Here is a 17,840-nt window from a genome sequence, read left to right on the forward strand (position 1 = left end):
CCCGGGATGGTTCAGTCGATGCGGGCGAAGCGGAAATAGGGCTGGTTGTTGGCCGCATGCGGCACGTTGACGTTGCTGCGCATCGCCCAGGGGATCATCTGGTGGTGCAGCGGGATGTGCGGCACGTCCTCACGGTAGATGCGCAGCGCCTCATGGATCGCGGCGGTGCGCGAGGGCCCCGTCTCGGTCTTCATGCGCGTGATCAGCGCATCCATGCGCGGGTTGGAGTAGCGCCCGTAGTTCCAGATGCCATCGCCCTGCGCGCCGTTGCGGGTCGCGACCAGCGACTGGAAGGAATAGAGCGCGTCCAGCGCCGGCACGCCCCAGCCCAGCAGATAGACGCTGACATCGTCGCGCTGGATCTGCGCGAAGAAGGGCGCGAGCGGCTGGGCGCGCACCGCCGTGCGCACGCCCACACGCGCCCACATCGCCGCGATCGCCTGGCAGATCTGCTCGTCATTGATGTAGCGGTTGTTCGGGCAGTCGAGCGTGATGCCGAAGCCGCCCGGGTAGCCGGCCTCCGCCAGCAGGGCGCGGGCGCGGGCCGGGTCATAGGGCAGGCGCACATCCTCGGCCGCCGTGTAGCCATTAACCTGCGGCGGGAAGAAGGTGCCCGTGGGCACCGAATAGCCGCGCATCGTGGTGCGATGGATCGCCTGGATGTCGATCGCGTGGTAGAGCGCCTGGCGCACCCGCAGATCCTTCATCGGGTTGCGCCCGCGCACGTCGCTGTAGAGCAGTTCGTCGCGATAGGTGTCCATCGCGATGAAGATGGTGCGGATCTCCGGCCCCTCGACCACGCGGATGTTCTGCGCGGCCCGCAGGCGGTTCAGGTCCTGCAGCGGCGGGTCGAGCACGAAATCGACCTCGCCCGAGAGCAGCGCCGCGATGCGCGTGGCGTCCGAGGCGATGGGGCGGAACACCAGTTCCTGGACATTCGCCTGGGTGTTGTCGGGCTCGCGCCAGCCGAACCAATCGTCGTTGCGGCGCATCACGGTGCGCACATCGCCTTCGCGCGAGACCAGGCGGAAGGCGCCGGTGCCGTTGGCGTTGCGCACCGTGTACATTTCTTCGCGCGCACGCGTGTTCTGCGGGCGCGGCGCGTTGTGCTTCTCGGCCCAGCTGCGCGACATGATGTAGATGGAGGCGAGCTTGTTCGGCAGGATCGGGTCGGGGATCTTCAGGATGATGTCGACCGTGAAGTCATCCACCTTCACCACGCGATCGACCGTGTCCACGAAGATGCCGTAGTTGGAGGTCGGCATCAGCGCGCGCTCGATGCTGAACACCACGTCATCGGCGGTGAAGGCCTCGCCCTCATGGAACCTCACGCCCTGACGCAGCGTGAAGCGCCAGCGCGTGGGCTCCACCGCGGTCCAGGTTGTGGCCAGGCCCGGGCGGATGGACAGGTCGGCGTTGCGCGTGATCAGCGTGTCGTACATCTGCTGCAGGATCATCGCGACCGTGCCGATGTTCTGGCTGTGCGGGTCCAGCGTGTTGGCATCGCCGCTGGCCGACCAGCGGATGGTGCGGTTCTGCGCCTGGGCGTCCGGCACCCCGGCCACGCCAAGCCCGACGATCGCGGCCGCCGCCGCCATCAACATCCTACGCAGCATCCCGATACTCCCCCGTCCTCGCGGCAGGTCGTGGCGCCCGCCCTTGTGAAGCATACCTGTCCTTAACGTGCCCGGGCAGGGCGCGAAAGCCCGATGTCAGCCCTCGCCTTCGCGCGAGCCCCGCCCCACCCCGGCCTCTGCCCAATCGCGCAGCAGCGTATACCCCACGGCGAGCAGAACCGGCCCCAGGAAGAGCCCCAGGAAGCCGAAGGCCAGCACGCCGCCGATCGCCCCCAGCAGCGTCAGCAGCAGCGGCAGATCCGCCCCCCGGCTGATCAGCCAGGGGCGGATGACGTTGTCGACGCTGGAAATGCCGGCCGCGCCATAGACCAGCATGAAGATCCCCCAGCCGGTCTGGCCCTGCACGAAAAGCCAGATTGTCGCCGGGATCCAGACCAGCGGCGCGCCGATGGGCAGGATCGAGAGAACCCCGGCCACCACCCCCAGCAGCACCGGCTGCGGCACGCCCGCGATCCAGAAGCCGAAGGTCGTCATCAGCCCCTGCACCACCGCCGTGCCGAGCAGCCCATAGACCACGCCGCGCGTCACATTGCCGGTGAGTTGCAGCAGGCGCTGCGTGCGCTCCCCGGTGAGTTTCTCCATCACCCGCGCCGCCTGGTCGGCCATGGCGGGTCCGTCGCGGTAGAAGAAGAAGGCGAGGCAGATCGCCAGCAGCAGTTCCGCCAGCCCCGAGAGCACGGCCAGCAGCAGGGAGAGCGCGTTCTGCGCGATGGTGCCGGCGTAGGGCCGGGCCGCCCCGAACAACCCTTGCAAGGTCGTGTCCAGCCCCGCGATCCAGCCGCCGATCCAGGGGCCGACCACGGGCAGGGAGGCCAGCCACGCGGCGAGGTCCGGCAGGCCGCCCAGCAGCATCGCCTCCACCCCCGCGCGCAGCGCCTCGATCTCCTCGCGCGAGGTCGGGGTGGCGAGCGCGATGGGCAGGCCGAGCAGGAGGAACTCCGCCAGCACCATGACCAGCGCCGCCCAGCCCGGCGACAGCCCCGTGCGCTCACGCAGCAGGCGGAAGGCCGGCCAGGTGGTGTAGGCCAGGATCAGCGCCCAGAGCAGGGCCGAAACGAAGGGCCGCAGCACCAGGAAACAGCCGATGGCCAGGATGCCCGCGGCGATCAGCCCGATCACCCGCGCGGGGCTCAGCGTGTCATGCTGCATGTGCTCACCAGGAGAGGGAGTGCGAGCCATAGCCGAAGCGGCGGGCCCGCGCATCTGTTACGGGCTTGCGGGGCCGGGCCGCGCAAGGCACATGCGGGCCGGGAGAGGAGACCCGCCATGCCCCGTTTCGCCGCCAACATCTCGATGATGTTCACCGAGTTGCCCTTCCTCGACCGCTTCGAGGCCGCCGCCAAGGCCGGCTTCACGGCGGTGGAGTTTCTCTTTCCCTATGATTTCCCGGCTGCCGAGATCGCGGCCCGTCTGAAGGGCGCGGGGCTTCAGCAGGTGCTCTTCAACGCCCCGCCCGGCGATTGGGCGAAGGGCGAGCGCGGCCAGGCCGCCCTGCCCGGCCGCCAGGCCGAGTTCCGGGAAGGGTTCAAGAAGGCGCTGGACTATGCCGCCGCGCTGTCCTGCCCGCGCATCCATGTGATGTCCGGCCTGGCGCCGGCCGGCGTGGCGCATGACACGATGACCGCCGTGCTCGCCACCAACCTCGCCTGGGCCGCCGAGCAGGCCGCCCTCGCCGGGGTGAAGTGCGTGATCGAGCCGATCAACCACCGCGACATTCCGGGCTTCTTCCTCAACACCACCGACCAGGCGGCGGCGATCATCGCGGCCGTGGGGCCGGAGGCGGTGGGCATGCAGTTCGACCTCTACCACTGCCAGATCACGGAGGGGGATCTGGTGAAGACGGTGGAGAAGCACCTGCCGCTGATCGCCCACATGCAGGTCGCCGACAATCCTGGCCGCAACGAGCCGGGCACCGGCGAGGTCAACTGGCCCTTCGTCTTCGGCAAGATCGACGCGCTCGGCTTCCGGGGCTGGATCGGCTGCGAGTATCGCCCGGCCGGCGAGACGGTGGCGGGCCTGGGCTGGTTCGCGCCTTACAGGGCGTGAGATTCAACTTCACCAAACAAGGATAACACCATGGCGAAGATCGGTTTTATCGGCCTGGGCATCATGGGTCGCCCCATGGCCGGCCATCTCAAGGCCGCAGGGCATGAGGTCAGCGTCGTCGAGCGGCGCTCGCTCACCGCCGAGGATCGCGCGGCCTTCACCGTGCTGCCCAATGCCCAGGCGGTGGCCGCGGCGGCCGAGGTGATCATCACCATGGTCCCCGACACCCCCGATGTGGAGGCCGTGCTGTTCGGCGAGGCCGGCGTCGCCGCCGGGCTTTCGGCCGGCAAGCTGGTGATCGACATGTCCTCGATCAGCCCGACCGCCACCAAGGCCTTCGCGGCCAGGATCGCCGCGCTCGGCTGCGACTATCTCGACGCCCCGGTCTCGGGCGGCGAGGTGGGGGCCAAGAACGCCGCGCTCACCATCATGGTGGGCGGCGAGCAGGCGGCCTTCGACCGCGCCCTGCCGCTGTTCCAGGCGATGGGCAAGAACATCACCCTGGTCGGCCCGAGCGGCGCGGGACAGACCACCAAGGTCGCCAACCAGATCATCGTGGCCCTGACCATCGAGGCGGTGGGCGAGGCGCTGGTCTTCGCCTCCAAGGCCGGCGCCGACCCGGCCAAGGTGCGCCAGGCGCTGATGGGTGGCCTCGCCACCTCGCGCATCCTGGAGTTGCATGGCGAGCGGATGATCAAGCGCACCTTCGCGCCGGGTTTCCGGATCGAACTGCACCAGAAGGACCTCGCGCTGGCGCTGGCCGCCGGGCGCGAGCTGGGCGTGGCGCTGCCCAACACCGCCTCCACCGCGCAGCTCTTCGCCGCCTGCGCGGCGCTGGGCGGCAAGGCCTGGGACCATTCGGGCATGGTGAAGGCGCTGGAGGCGATGGCCGCCCACAAGGTGATGCCGGACGCCTGAGTCACGGGCCGAAGCGGGCGGGCCGGCCGGCCCGTCCGCCCTGCAACGCTGGCGCTCAATCGCCATTAAGTTGAATATTGCACTCACGTCTCGCGCCCTGCACGCAGACGCGCTCGATCACGCACCCGTGAATGCGCGACTCACCTGTTGCAGCCCATGAAGTTGTCACGGAATTTGACACCGACGGCCATGGCATGAGATTGAGTCTCCCTCATCATGGCTGTGGCTGATTCCAGCGACCACAGGGGGATTGCATGCGCTTCGCCGATATCGGTCAACAATTGCGGGCCTATCGCCTGGAATCCGGGCTCCGCGCCGAGGAGATCGCCGCACGCCTCGGCGTCTCCCGCGCCGCGCTCTACCGCTACGAGAAGGGCGAGGTGATCAAGCTCGACACCATCCGCCGCCTCGCCGAGTTGTTGAAGATTTCGCCCCTGTCGCTGCTGGGGATCGGTGTCGAATATTTCGCCCGCCCGATCGCCTTCATGGAACGCCTGCGCCAGGTCGAGGAGCAGGCCGACCAACTGCTGCTGGTCGGCGGCGCACTCTGCTACCAGGTCACGACCGATGCCTTCGATGGTGCGGTGGGCGAAGCCTGGACCGAGGCCGCAGACGGCACGTCGGACAGGCTCCAGGCACGGGCCAGCGCGGATCAGGCGCTTGGCCTGCTTGCCGCCCGCAAGCGGCTTTACCAGGCGCGCAAGCCCACCATCATCGCCATCCTGGGCGAGGCCGCGCTGCGCCGCTTCCTGGCCGAGGGCGTCGCCGCCGGACTGCAGGTGCCTGAGCGCACCCGCCTGCGCTGCATCGCCGCCGCCCGCAGCGAGGCCGAGGCGCTGGCCACGATGATCGAGAGCGCACCGATCGGCGTGCAGATCGGCCTCGCCGCCGGCACCGAGCCGTCGGGCGGCTTCATGCTGCTGCGCGGGCGCGACCGCGCGCATGTCATCGCCTCCCCCTTCCCGGCCGACACGCCGCCCAATGGCGGGCTCGGCGTGGGGTCCATCACGGCGGCGGATGAGGCTGTGGCGGCGCATCAGCGCGTCGCCGAGGTCGCCTGGCGCAACGCGCTGAAGGGTGCCCCGGCGGCGGCGCGGGTGCGCGAACTCATCAAGGCCGCGGGGTAGCGCGCGCTACTGGATGTCGCCGAGCAGCCTCCGCTCGGCCTCCGCCTGGCTGACGGCGCGCCCCGTACGGGCCGCCGCCACCTCGGCCACGAACAGGCCCGCAAAACGGCGCAGCGCGTCGAAGCCCGGCCTGCCTTCCGTCTCCTGCCGCCAGACCGCCGCCTGCTGCTCGACCAGCGCCTGGGGCAGGTCGATCTGCTGCTGCACCAGCCCGGCCAGGGCGGCGAAGGCGCTGTCGCGCAGCAGGGTGTAGGTGGCGATGTTCGCCTCCACCTGCCGCCGTTCGGCCGAACCTGCCTGCAGCCGCGCAGCCACCTGTTCCTGGCCGCGCAGCACCCGGTGATGGCCGCGCAGGACCTGGATCAGGGATGCCCCGGCGCCGACCGCGCTGCGCGCCGCGCGTTCATCGGCCTCGGTGCGGGCGGCGCGCTCGGCCTCCACCGCCACGCGGAGCGCGGCCAGGGCGCGGCGCTCGGCGGGATCGACCGCGGCGGCTTCAAGCTGCTGCACCAGCACGCGCGGATCGGCGGCGGGTGTAGCGCCCCCCTGCCCGGCCTCCTGCTCCCAGCCGCGCCGAAGCTGGGTGATGGCGCTGTCATCGGGCGCGACGGCGAGGCCGATCGCCACCCGGAAGCCGAGTGTCGGCAGGGCGGTGGGCGTGCCGTCCTGGCGGAAAGGCGCGCGCTCCACCCGCTGGCTGGTGCGGATGCGGTCGGGCGCGGTGTTGATCTCCCCGCCCCGCGCCACCAGCCCGCCCGTCCGCCCCCCGGCGCGGCCGCCCCGGGTGAGGCGGAAGGGGTCCATCACCATCTCCTCAGCATTGCCGAGCATGTCGTGCAAGCCGAGCCGATCGGGCTCGAGCAGCCCCACCGCCACGGGCACGGCGCGCGCCCCGGTGCGCCGGAGCTGCGCCTGGGCGGTGACCGGCCCGGCCATGGGCGGCAGCCGGCCGCGGAACTCGGCATCCGAGACCGCCGCCCCGCCGCGCGCGGCATATTCCCACTCCACCTCGGTGGGCAGGCGGAGGAAGCCACGGATGTTGCGCTCGGCCGGCATGGCGGCGGCGGCGGTGGCGTCGCCCAGGACCAGGCGCGTCGCGGCCTCGGCGAAGCGGGTGGCGTCGAACCAGGAGATGCCGGTCTGCGGCAGGCGGCGCTGGGCGGGCGTCAGCGCCTCCACCGCCGCACAGCCCGCGGTGACGGCGGCGTATTGGCCCATCGTCACCTCGTATTTGCCGAGCCAGTAATGCGCCCCGGCGCCGGCGCCGAAGCCGCCCGCGACATGCGCCTCGCGCACGAATTCGAAGAAGGGGGTCTCGGCCTCCTCATCGCCCAGGATGGCGCGGCGATCGGCCAGGGCGTTGTCGGCCATGGGCGTGGCGATGCGGCGGAAGACGATCGACTGCCCGCAGCGCAGCGGCAGGATGAGGTCGCCCTCGGCGGGGCGGGGATTCCAGGGCGGCGCCTCCTGCGCGGCGGCGGGCGCTGCGAGCAGCAGCGCTATGAAGAGCCCTCGCATCATTCCCCCCGCAGCCCCGCGGCCGGCGCGATGCGCAGCACGGGCCGCACCGCCGCCGCCCCGGCCAGCAGGCTCAACCCCAGCGTCGCGCCCGCCGCGGCCGCCAGATGCCAGGGCAGGATGCGCGCCAGGGCCGGGATGCCATAGGCCTCGCCGAACACCCCGTTCACCGCCGCCGCCGCGCCGAGTGCGGCCAGGCCCGCCACCCCCGCCCCGAGCAGCGCCACCAGCGCCGCCTGCACCAGCGGAAAGAAGGCGAGGTGCCGCGCCGGCAGCCCCATCAGCCGCAGCAGCGACAGCGACCGGCGCTTGCGCTGCACATTGCCCCACAGCGTCGCCGCCAGCGCCCCCGCCACGCCGAGCCCGGCGCAGGCGACCAGCACCAGGAACAGCACGGTCAGGTTGCGGTCCATGGTGAAGACCCAGGCGATGCGCCCGGCATTGGTCTCCACCTCGAAGCCCTGCGCCTCGACATGGCGCTGCAGCCCGGCGACGTCGGCGATGTCGCGCGCATAGAGCCGGAAACCGGCGAAGCTGCGCTGCCCGGCGACATCCGGCGCGCCTTCGCGTTCCGCCACATCCTCGAGCAGCCCGGCGAGATCCGCCGTGCCGAAGATGTGGCGCTGGCTGCTCGCCCCGGGCGGGGCGATGGCGGCGACGGTCACGCGCCGCTCCACCCGCGGCGCCGGGGCCGCGCCGCGCGGGGCCGGGCGCCAGAGGATCAGCGCCGCCCCGGGCTGCAGCCCGGCCTCTTCCGCCACGCGCTGGCTGACCACCACCTGGCCCGCGACGATGGCGGCGGAGAGGCTGCCCAGCAGCGGGTCGCCGGGGCCGGAAGCGAGGAAATCCGCGCTCCGCGCCCGGATCGGGTCGTCCGCGCGGGCATATTGGATGGCCGCGCCGAAAGTGCGCACCCGCGGCACGACGAAGCCCACATCCGGCCGGGCACGCATCTGCGCGAACCACTCGGGCGGCAGGGCGACATTGCCGCGCAGGCGCAGTTCGGTCGCGGCCGGGTCGGCGCGCAGATCCGCCACCAGCCGCTCCACCACGCCCGTCTTGAGCCCCAGCAGCAGCAGCAGGGGCAGCAGCACGGCGGCGACCGTCAGCACGGCGCAGGCGAACATCACGCGGTCATGCAGCGCATCGGCCAGCGCGAGGCGGATGACCCGGCGCATGCCTAGCCCGGCACCGCGCGCGCCTGGCCGGGCGCGGTCTCGAAGCGCAGCACCGGCAGGCCGAGCCGCGCCACCGCCGCATGGTCATGGCTGGCCAGCACCAGCGCCGCGCCCGCCGCCTCGGCCTCGGCCAGCAACAGGCGAAACACCTCGGTCGCCATGGCGGGATCGACCGAGGCGGTGGGTTCATCGGCCAGCAGCAGGGCCGGGCGATGGACCAAGGCGCGCGCGATGGCCGCGCGCTGGCGCTGCCCGACCGAGAGCGCGGCGGGCTTCTTGCCCAACTGCGCTTCGATACCAAGACGTTGCGCCAGTTCCCTCACCCGATTCGTCAGGAATGCGCCGCCGATTTCCGCCTGCAGGGCGATATTGTCACCGATGCTGAGGAAGGGCAGCAAAGCCCCTGTCTGCACCACATACCCCACCTGCCGCGCGCGCCAGGCATCGAGCCCCTGCCCGCCCTGCGCCCAGGCGGCCGACACGTCGAGCACCGCGCCGCCCGGCGCGAAGCGGAACAACCCCGCCGTGTGCGGCGGCGCGGCCAGGGCGAGCATCTCCAGCAGCGTGCTCTTGCCGCTGCCCGAGGCGCCGAGCAGGGCAAGCCGCCCGCCCGCCTCCAGCACCAGCTCCGGCACCTCCAGCCGGAAGCCCTCACCGCCCACGCCGCGCTGGGCCACGACATCGCGCAGCGCCAGCAGCGGCGGGGTGGTCACGGGAGCAGGTCCAGGGGCACGAGGAACATCTGCTCGCCCGCCTCGCGCGCATCGCGCGGATTGGCCGGCCACCAGAGCTGCGGCGAATTGTTGAAATCGGCATAGGCGCGGATGCGCGATTCGATCTCGTTCAGGATCTCGTCCCGCTCGCCCGGCTCCATGTCCCGCCAATCGTCGCGCGAGAGGGTGGCGATGCGGGTGCGGTAGGGCAGGCCGTCGATGAACTCGCCGAGCAGGTCGCCCAGCTGCTCCAACCCGCGCTGGCGCAGCCGCTCGGGGTCGCGCGACAGGGCGGCGGCGGTCTGCTGCAGCCGGTCATACATCGCATTGGTGTCGAGCATGTTCTCGCGCCCCGCCCGCAGGATGGCGGAAAGCGATTCACCAAGCGTGTTCAACTGGTTGCGCGTCAGCAGCACGCGCACTTCCAGGTTCTCGGGCGGCTCGCCCTGGCGGTAGCGATCGGCCGCCCAGGCGCGCAGCACGTCAGGGGCCGCCGCCGCGCCCTGCCGGCCCAGCCAGGCGAGCCGCATGGCATGGCCGATCAGCGCGGCCCGGTCCTCGGGGTTGGCGCGGTCCGGCGCCGGGCCGGGCGGGGCGGCGCCTTGCGTCTCCGCGATCCGCCCGAGGCCGCGAATCAGCCCGCGCACGGCCTGGTTCAGCGCCTCCGGGTCGCCATTCTCGACCGGGAAATACTGCGGCCCGAGCGCCGGGAAAGGCGCGGCGGTGAGGGTCGTGTATTGCTGCTCCGCCAGGCGATGGTTGGCCCTTCCCTGGGGCGTGCGCAGATGCAGCGCCATGATCGCCACCCCGGCCTCCCGCGCCACCGCGCCGAGTTCCGCAGGGCCGAGCCGCGTGGCCGAGAAACGGTCATTCGAGGCCCGCGCCCCGGCATCGGTGACCAGCACGATCAGCCGCGCCGCGCCCTCCCCCCAATCCAGATCCTGGATGGTGCTGCGCACGGCCGCGAAGCTGTCCTCGTTGAAGGAGAGGCTGTCCACCTCCGTCGCCTCCATCTCGGCGGCGCGCCGAGCGAAGCCGGCGGGGTCGAGGTTGTCGGCGAAGCGGGCGAAGGTGCGCACCACATATTCCAGCCGCGGCTGCGCCTCGAGGCTGTTGCGGAAGCCCACCAGCGCATAGCGCGTGCGGCGCTGCGCGGCCGATTGCGCGGCGATCACCTCGTTCAGCGCGGCGCGCACGCGCTCGATATAGGGCTGCATGGACAGCGTGGTGTCGACCACGAAGGCGACGTCGAGGCTGAACTCGCGCGCGGGCGGCGGCGGCGGGCGGCTGACCGGCAGCGAGGCGACCTCCAGAGCGCGGAACTCCCGCCCATCCTGGAAGACGATGTGCTCGGCATTGAGGATCGGCAGCAGGTAGAATTGCTGGCGGATGTCGATATGCGTCGCCGGTTCCAGCGCCGTGACCGGGAAATCGGCCGGCAGCGGCGGGCGTTCCGCGAGGGTGGCGAGGCGCTGCGCCTCCGCCAGGGGCTCCCGCCCGCCCATCAGGGCGATCAGCGGCTCGCGCTTGTCGAAGAACAGGGTGCGCCCGCGCCCGGCGGGATTCTGGAACACCGCCGTCATGGTGTGCGGCCAGTCCAGCGCCTCGGCGGCCGGGATCCAGCCCAGCGTCGTCCCCTGGGCACCACGCCCGACCTCGATCCAGGGCCGGCCATCGGGGCCGTTGCGGCGGGCATAGACGAAAAGCGGGCTGAGCGGCGGCAGGGGCACGCCCTGGGCCGGGCGGCCGGGCTCGGGGCGCGGCGCGGCGGCGGGGCGGGTCAGCACGCGCTGGCGCAGCGTGCGCTTGCCCTCCATCAGCAGCGCCTCACGCAGGGCCGGCTGGGCTTGCGCCAGCACCGGCACGGCGAGGCCGGCAGCGATCAGGTCTCGGCGGCGCATCGTCACCCTCCCATGCTGCGCGCGAGGCTACTCGATTCCGGCCTGCCGCAGAACGGTGCGCGCACGCTCCGCGGCCTCCCCCTCGCCCGCCGCCTCGCGACGCAGGCGCTCGACCAGCGCGCTGCGCGCCTCGGCCGCGCCGGCGATGTTGGCGGCGGCGGCGTCGCGGTAGAGATCGAGCGCGCGGGCCGGGTTGGCGGCACTCACCGCGCCGCCGGGGCGGAAATGCGCCGGGTCATAGAGCCGGGCCAGCGCCATCTGCGCCGGCCCATGCCGGTTCGCCGCCGTGATGAGCAGCGAGAGCCCGAGCCCGAGCGCCGGGCGGCCCTCCATGCCGAGCAGCCCCTCCGCGAGGCGCGTCTGCACCTCGGGCGGCAGGGTCGCGAGCCGCTCCCGCGGGCAGGCGGTGAGGATGGTGGCGAGGTCGAGGCAGGGGTCGGCGGGCGGCGCGGGGCTGGCCTGCGGTGCCGGGCTGGGCGCGGGGGCGGGCGGCGGCGGTGCGGGCGCCTGCTCCCGCGTCATCCACCAATAGCCACCACCCCCGGCCAGCAGCAGCAGCGGCAGGACCATCCAGAGCCAGGGCGTCCTGGGGCCAGGGTCGCGCGTGACCAGCGGCGTCTCCGGCGGCACGGGCTGGGTGAGCGGCGGCGCGACGGGCGGGGCAACGGGCGGGGGCGCGACCGGCGGCGCGGCGACGGGCGGCGGCACGGGTGCGGGGCGGCTGGGCTGCGGCGGCGCCTCTTCCTCCTCGCCGATCGGCATGGGGGGCTGGCGGCCGCGCGCGATGGCCGGCCAGATGGCGCGGCCCGCCAATTCGCCATCGCGCTCGCGCACCGCGATCGGCGTGCCGCGCTGCACATGCCAGGAGAGTTCGGAGCCGAACATCGCCCAGAGCTCATCGCCGCGCCGCTCCACCAGGCGCGGGCGCAAGCCGTTCGAGGCCACGGCCCAGCCGCGCCGGCCCAGCACGCCATCCTGCGCGTCGGGCCGCTGGATCAGCAGCACGGGCGCCGCCGGGGTCTGCGTCACCGGCGCGAAGACCAGCGCGCAGGTGATCTCATCCTCCCGCCCCGGCAGGGGCTCGATCCGCATCCGCATCAGGCGAGCAGCCTGAGCACGGCGCCGACCGCGGCATTGTCCTGCTTGTCCACCAGCCCCGCACCGCCGCGCGCCCGCACGTTGCGCCCGACCGCATCCTGCAGCGCCACGATCCAGTCGAGCCCGAAGCGCTGGCCGCCGGGATCGGGCAGGTCCAGCACTTCCAGCTCCGGCCCGGGCGGGGGCGGCGGGGTGAAGACCTCGGCCTCGCCCTCGGCCGGGGCCGGGCGGCCGGCGATGAGCTGGCCCTCCTCCATCAGCCCCAGATAGGCGACGAGGTCGTTCACCTCCTGCGCGCCCGCGGCGGCGCGCCCGGCGGCGGCCTGCACGAAGCTCAGCGTGCCCTGCACCTGGCCCAGGCGGCGGGCGATGCGCGCGGCCAGGCCGCAGCGATCCGCCGTGGCGGCGAGTTCCGCCACCAGCGCATCCGCTGCCGCGGCCTCCAGTCCGAAGGCGCCGCGCGCCACCGGGTCAACCGCGAAGCGGCGCAGCTGCGCGATCCAGGCGCCGACCAGGGCGGTGGCGATTTCCTGCGTGCGCTCGCCGGGTGGGGGCGCGGCCGCGGCCTGGGCGGGGCGCAGCGCGGCGCGGCGCAATTCCTCGAGCTTGCTGCGCGGCGGGCCGGAATCTTCGGCCGCGCGGCTGGCGGCGCGGTGCGGCGGCGGCGGGCTCAGAATCACCTCCGCCGCCTCGCTGGCCTCGAGTTGCAGCAGGGAGAGCAGCGTGCCGAAGCGCCCCTCCACCACCGCCTGGGCCAGCGCCTCGATCGCCGGGTCGAGCTTGGCGAGGCGCTGCTGCTCCTGCGCGTCGAGGTCGTCGCTGACGTGCCAGTTCTGCATTTGCCGGCGGAGTGCGGCGCGCAGCGCGTCGATCTGGTTCGCCACCTGCCGGCGCTTGTTCTCGGGCTGGCAGACCGGGCCGAGACATTCGACCAGGTAGCTCATCCCCGCATCGTTCAGGCGGAAGACTTCCTTCCACGCCCGCACCGGATCCGCGACATGGCGCCGCACATCGGGGTGGGCGGCGAATTCCGCGCCCCAGCGCGCGAGCTTTTCCGGCACGCCGGGCGCGTAGCTCGCCTCGGTCCCATCGGGGGCGAGCACCGACAGCGATTGCGACTTCTCCGGATTGCGCGCGAGCAGCGTGTTGTCGAAGGGCTTGTCGGGGTGCCAGGCACCCAGCCAGCCCTGGGCCTCCGACAGCGGCTGCACGATGGAAGCCGTGATGCGCGCATTCCACAGATCGTCCGAGGGCGCGTTGTCGTCGCGCCCGGGCGTGCGGTTGAAGTGCATGTCCATGCGCGTGAGGATGATGAACAGCGAGGTCGCCACGCGCGCGCGATCCTCCGGCGTCTCGCCATGGGTGCGCGCGATCCAGCCGCGGATGGAAGCACGGATCGTGCTGTCATAGGCGTTGTTGCTCTCCTTGATGCAGAGCAGCAGCGCATTCAGTTCGCGTTCGTCGGCGTAGCGGTCGAACAGATAGGCGACCTTGCCGCGCAGATAGTATTCGCCGACCTGCGCGGGGTCGTTGCCGATCTCCTCCGCATGGTTGCGCCCGCGGCGTTCGCGCGCGCCGGGGAAGTCGAGCAGGTCGGTGGTCTCGAAGACCGGCCAGGGCAGCTCGGACATGGTGATCTGCAGTTCGGCGATCAGCGCGGTCAGTTCGGGCCGCGTCATGCGCGTGCGCGCGCCGTTCTGCGACAGCACCTCGATCATCGGCGCCGCGGGGTCGTGCAGATGGCCGAGCGTGTCCACGCGCAGCACGCTCTCGGTCTTGGGCACCAGGGCCGCGATGGGCATCCAGGCATCGCGCTCGAAGCGCAATTCGCGCAGCCGCCCGCACAGGCGCTTCAGCAGCTCGGTGAAGGGCGCGAAGCGGTTCCAGAGCAGGGCGTAGAGCTCGCAGCGGCTCTCCAGCGGCAGGCGCGGCGCCAGCAGCGCGGCGCGGTCCCAGAACACGCCCTTGAAGGCCATGCGCATGGCGTCCGTGGCGCGGAACTCCCGCTCGCAATAGGTCTGCAGGTCCCACAGATCCTCCTGCGCGACCTCCCCGAGTTCCGCCCCGCCGGCCTTGGCCTGGAGGGATTCGAGCGCCGCCGTCACGGCCTCGGGCGCGACATGCCCGGCGAGTTCCGGGTCGCGCGCATCGCGGAACCAGGAATTGGCCAGGATCTTCACCAGATCGATCTCGGTCAGCAGCCGGATGCGCGCCGGGAAGCCGGCCGGCGCCGCCTCACGGCGCATGGTGAAGCGCGTGACGAGGCCCGTGGCTTCCTTGTCGCTCTCGGGATTGATCTCGGCCAGGAAGGGGCGCGGCGTGTCCAGCTCGGCGGTGAGCGGGCGGCCCTCCGGGCGCGCCAGCGTCGAGATCAGGTAGGATTTGCCGGCCTGGGAGAGGCCATAGACACCCACCGCCATCGGCCGTTCCGCCGCCGCGCGCAGCTTGCGCGCCTGCACGGCGGCCAGGCGGAATTCGCGCTCCAGCGCGGGCCGGCTCTGCGCGCTGCGCGTCGGGAAGTCGCGCATCCAGGCAAGCGCGGCCTGGGCGGCGCGCCCGGTTTCCTCGCAGCGCGCGATCAGGGATTGGGTCTGGCTGTCGGTCATCTCAATGCACCCGCGTCGCGGCGGCGAGCATGGCGTCGAGCGTGTCGAGCTGCCCGGAATCGAGCCAGTGATTGCCCTCATCGCCCGGCGTTGTCTGCAGGCTCAGCACGATGGTGCCGCGGCGCAGCGGTTTGCCCTCGCGGTCCGTGACCGAGCCCTCGACGATCTTGAACTTCAGCGGCACATCCGCGCCCGAGCTCTGTTCGCGCCGCAGCTTCACCGTGACGGGCATGGCGATGCCCTGGGTCGCCACGCCCTGCCCGAAGGCGAGGCGATAGAGCCGTGTCGCGGGCCAGCGCTCGGCGGCGAATTGCCGGAAGCCGATGAAGCAATTGCCCGGGAAGGTCACGGCGCGTTCCTCACCACCGTCATCATCGGTATCGAGGTCGACCTTGCCGAAATAGACCTCATCCGGCCGGATGCGCCCATTGCTCTCGACCTTGCCGATGTAGCGCGCGGTGGAGCGCGTGCCGAACTTCTCCCGCATCGCGAGGTTGTCGAGCTGCCCGCCGCGCAGCAGGCGCTGCAGCATCGCGCCGACCGCGACCGTGGTCTTGGGGTCCGAGATCCGCCCCGTCGCATCCGGGAAGGGGTACCACGCGCCCACGCGGTGCAGGTGCATCGGCTGCACGCGGTGCGGGGCCACCGCCATCGAGCCCACCACCAGCTCCACCACCGCCGGCCAGCGCGAGCCGCGGCCCGAGAGCAGCACCACGTCGCAGCCGAAGCGCTGCACGATCTCGCAGAGCGGATCCAGCGCCTCCCGCAGGGTCTGGCGCACCGTCTCGTGGATCGCGGCGGGCTCGATGTCGAGCTCCATGGCCTCCAGCTTGAAGTCGCGCGCGCCGGCGATGCGCGCGCGTTCCTCGATCCAGGCACTCGCGCGGCTCGCCGCCGTCTCGCGCGTCGCGCGCGCGCCCGGCTCGCGGGGGTATCGCGCGGTCAGCCCGCCATGGCGCGGCGCGAGCAGGTCGCGCAGCGCGCGCCGCGTGATGCCGGGCGGCGAGAGCGTGTCCCAGGCCTCGTATTCCGCCATCAGCGCGATCGCCGCCGGGGCCATCACATGGTTCAGCACCAGCCGCCGCGCCTGGCGCTCCGGCTCGGTCGGCAGGGGGCCGCGGAAGGTGCCGATGACGAAGGCGCGCGCGCGCTCCGCCCCCAGCCCGGCCTCGGCCAGCGCGCGCGCCAGGCCCGGCATGACATGGCGCATCACCACATTCTCGAGCACGTCGTCGCCGGCGAGGCGGAAGCCCTCGCGGAACTCCTCGCTCGGCACCACCACATTGTGGTCGAGCCCATAGGTGTGGATCGCGAGATCCGTGGTGCCGCCGCCGACATCGATGGAGGCGATCCGCAGCGAGGGCTTGGGCACCGGGTCCGCGCCGCGCGCGCGCGGCTTGCCGGCCACGGCGAAATAGAGCGGCGCATCGCCGCGATAGACCTGCGCGATCTGGTCGTAGAGATAGACGATCTGCGTCGCGGTGGCTTCGTCCAGCTTCGCCTCGATGCCGATATCCATGCGCTTCTCGCGCTGCGCCTCGGCGGCTTCGGCGAGGCTGCGCGGGCGCGCGCCCATGCCGTTGGTGACATCGCGCAGCAGGTGGATGGCGGCCTCGGCGCGCGCACGCACGGCGCGCACCTCTTCCGGCGGCATGGCCGGCGGCAGGGTGAGAACGAGGTTCGCGAGGCGCCGCGGCACCAGCTTCTCCTCGCGCCCCTCGCGCGCGGCAAAACTGTTCATCTGGCTGCGCGCCTGCAGCAGCACTTCGAGCAGGAAGAAGGTGAAGAGGCTGGCGCGGCTGAACAGCGCGCTCATCACCTCCTCCCCCTGCCCGCTGGCGGAGATCACGCTGCCATCCTCGCTGAGATGGCGCAGGAAATCGCCGATCACGAGGCCATCGGGGTCGGTGGCGAGGTTGAAGCGCCAGGGGCTCAGCCGCTTGCGGTCGTCCCAGAGATAGCGCTTGGGGCTGGAGAGCCCCGTCTGCCCCTCATTGCCGCGGTTGAGGCTCGACAGGCGGGACGCCTCGGGCCCGATGCGGACGGGCGAGGGCCAGTCGAAGGCGGCGGGGCGGTTGCTTTCCTCCGACCAGCGTTCCTTGCCGAAGCTGGGCCGGGCGAATTCCACGCGGCTCTCGAAGGGCAGGTCCCAGACCTGCTCGGGCATGCCGAGGTCGCGCAATTGCAGCCGGTAGGCGTTGGTGACCTTGCGGTGCTGGCCGGGGATCTGCTCGATCAGGAAGCCGCAGGAGCGGGAATTGCCGAGGTCGAGCACGAGATCGACATCGACGAAGCGCTGTTCCTCCGCGCTCTCCAGCGGCAGCACGCGCACCCGGGCGAAGGCGCGGCTGGCCTGCAGCACCTCGAGGAAGGTGAGATAGGCGGCCAGATGCTGCCGCCCGATGCGCGTCTCGGGGCCGATCTTCTGCCCGTCGCGGTCGCGCTCCCGATACAATTCCTCGATCCAGCCGGGCAGCCAGGCGGGCTCGCGCGCCGTATCCAGCAGCCAGGAGACTTCCTCGATGGTGGAAGCGAGCACGAAATCCGCCGAGCGGCCCTCGCGCAGCGCGAGGTAGCCCCCGCCGGCCGGTTCGGTCGCGGTGTCGAAGGCCAGCACGGCGCGATGCGTCTGCCCGCCCGTATCGGGCTGGGCGAGTTCCACGAGGCGGATGCGCGCCCAGTTCTCCGGCCCCTTTTCCAGCCGCCGCCGCCCGGGCTCGCCGGCCTGCCCGACCTCGAGATAGGGCAGCGGCACCCATTTGCCGAGGAAGGGGGTCAGGGCCGCCTTGGTGTCGAAGCCGTAGCAGCGCTCGTCATCCTGGCGGACATAGCGGCGGCTGCCCTGGTGGTCGTAGTAGAGCCGGCCATCGGCCTCGTTCACGCTCAGCCGACGCAGCACCGCCTGGTCGGCCGCGCCGGCCGGTTCCTCATACCATTCGATGCCGATGCGCACCGGGCGCAGGTCGAGCGGCACGTCGATGAACTGGATGCCCGTATTGGGCACCAGCGCCACATCGGTCGCGCCGGCGGCGTCGGACATCGCCGGCAAATCATTGGCGCTGAGGATCATGCGGGTCCGGCTTCGGGCTGCGGCGGGT

General features: G+C 72.2%; 12 protein-coding genes. 3 read left to right on the top strand and 9 right to left on the bottom strand.

All coding sequences use genetic code 11. The features are described 5' to 3' along the window. Nucleotides 1-11 precede the first annotated feature (11 nt). Entirely contained in the window at nucleotides 12-1,616 is a 1,605-nt protein-coding gene (locus AC2D9U_RS19915) for an ABC transporter substrate-binding protein (RefSeq protein WP_484752142.1), read from the bottom strand. Nucleotides 1,617-1,712: 96 nt separating this feature from the next. After that, on the bottom strand, nucleotides 1,713-2,786 hold the full coding sequence (locus AC2D9U_RS19920) for an AI-2E family transporter (protein WP_484752144.1): 1,074 nt from the start codon (nucleotides 2,784-2,786) through the stop codon (nucleotides 1,713-1,715). A gap of 117 nt (nucleotides 2,787-2,903) precedes the next feature. On the opposite strand from AC2D9U_RS19920, the gene otnI reads away from it, so the two are divergent. The 3 genes from otnI to AC2D9U_RS19935 all read left to right on the top strand — a co-directional run bounded on the left by otnI (nucleotide 2,904) and on the right by AC2D9U_RS19935 (nucleotide 5,728). Next, the gene (otnI, locus tag AC2D9U_RS19925; RefSeq protein ID WP_484752146.1) at nucleotides 2,904-3,683 is read left to right on the top strand and encodes a 2-oxo-tetronate isomerase; all 780 of its coding nucleotides are present in this window, start codon (nucleotides 2,904-2,906) and stop codon (nucleotides 3,681-3,683) included. Nucleotides 3,684-3,713: 30 nt separating this feature from the next. Continuing rightward, nucleotides 3,714-4,601: a 2-hydroxy-3-oxopropionate reductase gene (locus AC2D9U_RS19930; RefSeq protein WP_484752148.1), complete on the top strand. Its 888-nt coding sequence runs from the start codon at nucleotides 3,714-3,716 to the stop codon at nucleotides 4,599-4,601. Nucleotides 4,602-4,855: 254 nt separating this feature from the next. Next, nucleotides 4,856-5,728: a helix-turn-helix domain-containing protein gene (locus AC2D9U_RS19935; RefSeq protein WP_484752150.1), complete on the top strand. Its 873-nt coding sequence runs from the start codon at nucleotides 4,856-4,858 to the stop codon at nucleotides 5,726-5,728. Between the two features lie 6 nt (nucleotides 5,729-5,734). Here AC2D9U_RS19935 and AC2D9U_RS19940 read toward each other — a convergent pair whose 3' ends face one another. The 7 genes from AC2D9U_RS19940 to AC2D9U_RS19970 are packed head-to-tail and all read right to left on the bottom strand — an operon-like array spanning nucleotide 5,735 to nucleotide 17,812. Next, nucleotides 5,735-7,246: an SUMF1/EgtB/PvdO family nonheme iron enzyme gene (locus AC2D9U_RS19940; protein ID WP_484752152.1), complete on the bottom strand. Its 1,512-nt coding sequence runs from the start codon at nucleotides 7,244-7,246 to the stop codon at nucleotides 5,735-5,737. Next, nucleotides 7,246-8,424 (bottom strand): FtsX-like permease family protein, encoded by a 1,179-nt coding sequence (locus AC2D9U_RS19945; RefSeq protein WP_484752153.1) that lies wholly within the window; start codon nucleotides 8,422-8,424, stop codon nucleotides 7,246-7,248. The genes AC2D9U_RS19940 and AC2D9U_RS19945 overlap by 1 nt, the downstream gene beginning before the upstream one ends. A 2-nt stretch (nucleotides 8,425-8,426) precedes the next feature. Then, entirely contained in the window at nucleotides 8,427-9,137 is a 711-nt protein-coding gene (locus tag AC2D9U_RS19950) for an ABC transporter ATP-binding protein (RefSeq protein WP_484752155.1), read from the bottom strand. Further along, on the bottom strand, nucleotides 9,134-11,038 hold the full coding sequence (locus tag AC2D9U_RS19955; protein WP_484752157.1) for a vWA domain-containing protein: 1,905 nt from the start codon (nucleotides 11,036-11,038) through the stop codon (nucleotides 9,134-9,136). Before AC2D9U_RS19955 ends, AC2D9U_RS19950 begins: the two co-directional genes overlap by 4 nt. Before the next feature lie 27 nt (nucleotides 11,039-11,065). Then, nucleotides 11,066-12,136 (bottom strand): hypothetical protein, encoded by a 1,071-nt coding sequence (locus tag AC2D9U_RS19960; protein ID WP_484752159.1) that lies wholly within the window; start codon nucleotides 12,134-12,136, stop codon nucleotides 11,066-11,068. Further along, a complete protein-coding gene (locus AC2D9U_RS19965) occupies nucleotides 12,136-14,742 on the bottom strand; it encodes a virulence factor SrfC family protein (protein ID WP_484752161.1) in 2,607 nt (868 codons plus the stop codon). The genes AC2D9U_RS19960 and AC2D9U_RS19965 overlap by 1 nt, the downstream gene beginning before the upstream one ends. A gap of 1 nt (nucleotide 14,743) precedes the next feature. Then, complete coding sequence (locus AC2D9U_RS19970; protein WP_484752163.1) at nucleotides 14,744-17,812, bottom strand: virulence factor SrfB; 3,069 nt, start codon at nucleotides 17,810-17,812, stop codon at nucleotides 14,744-14,746. Nucleotides 17,813-17,840: the final 28 nt, after the last annotated feature.

Source organism: Roseomonas sp. TF40 (assembly GCF_057219975.1).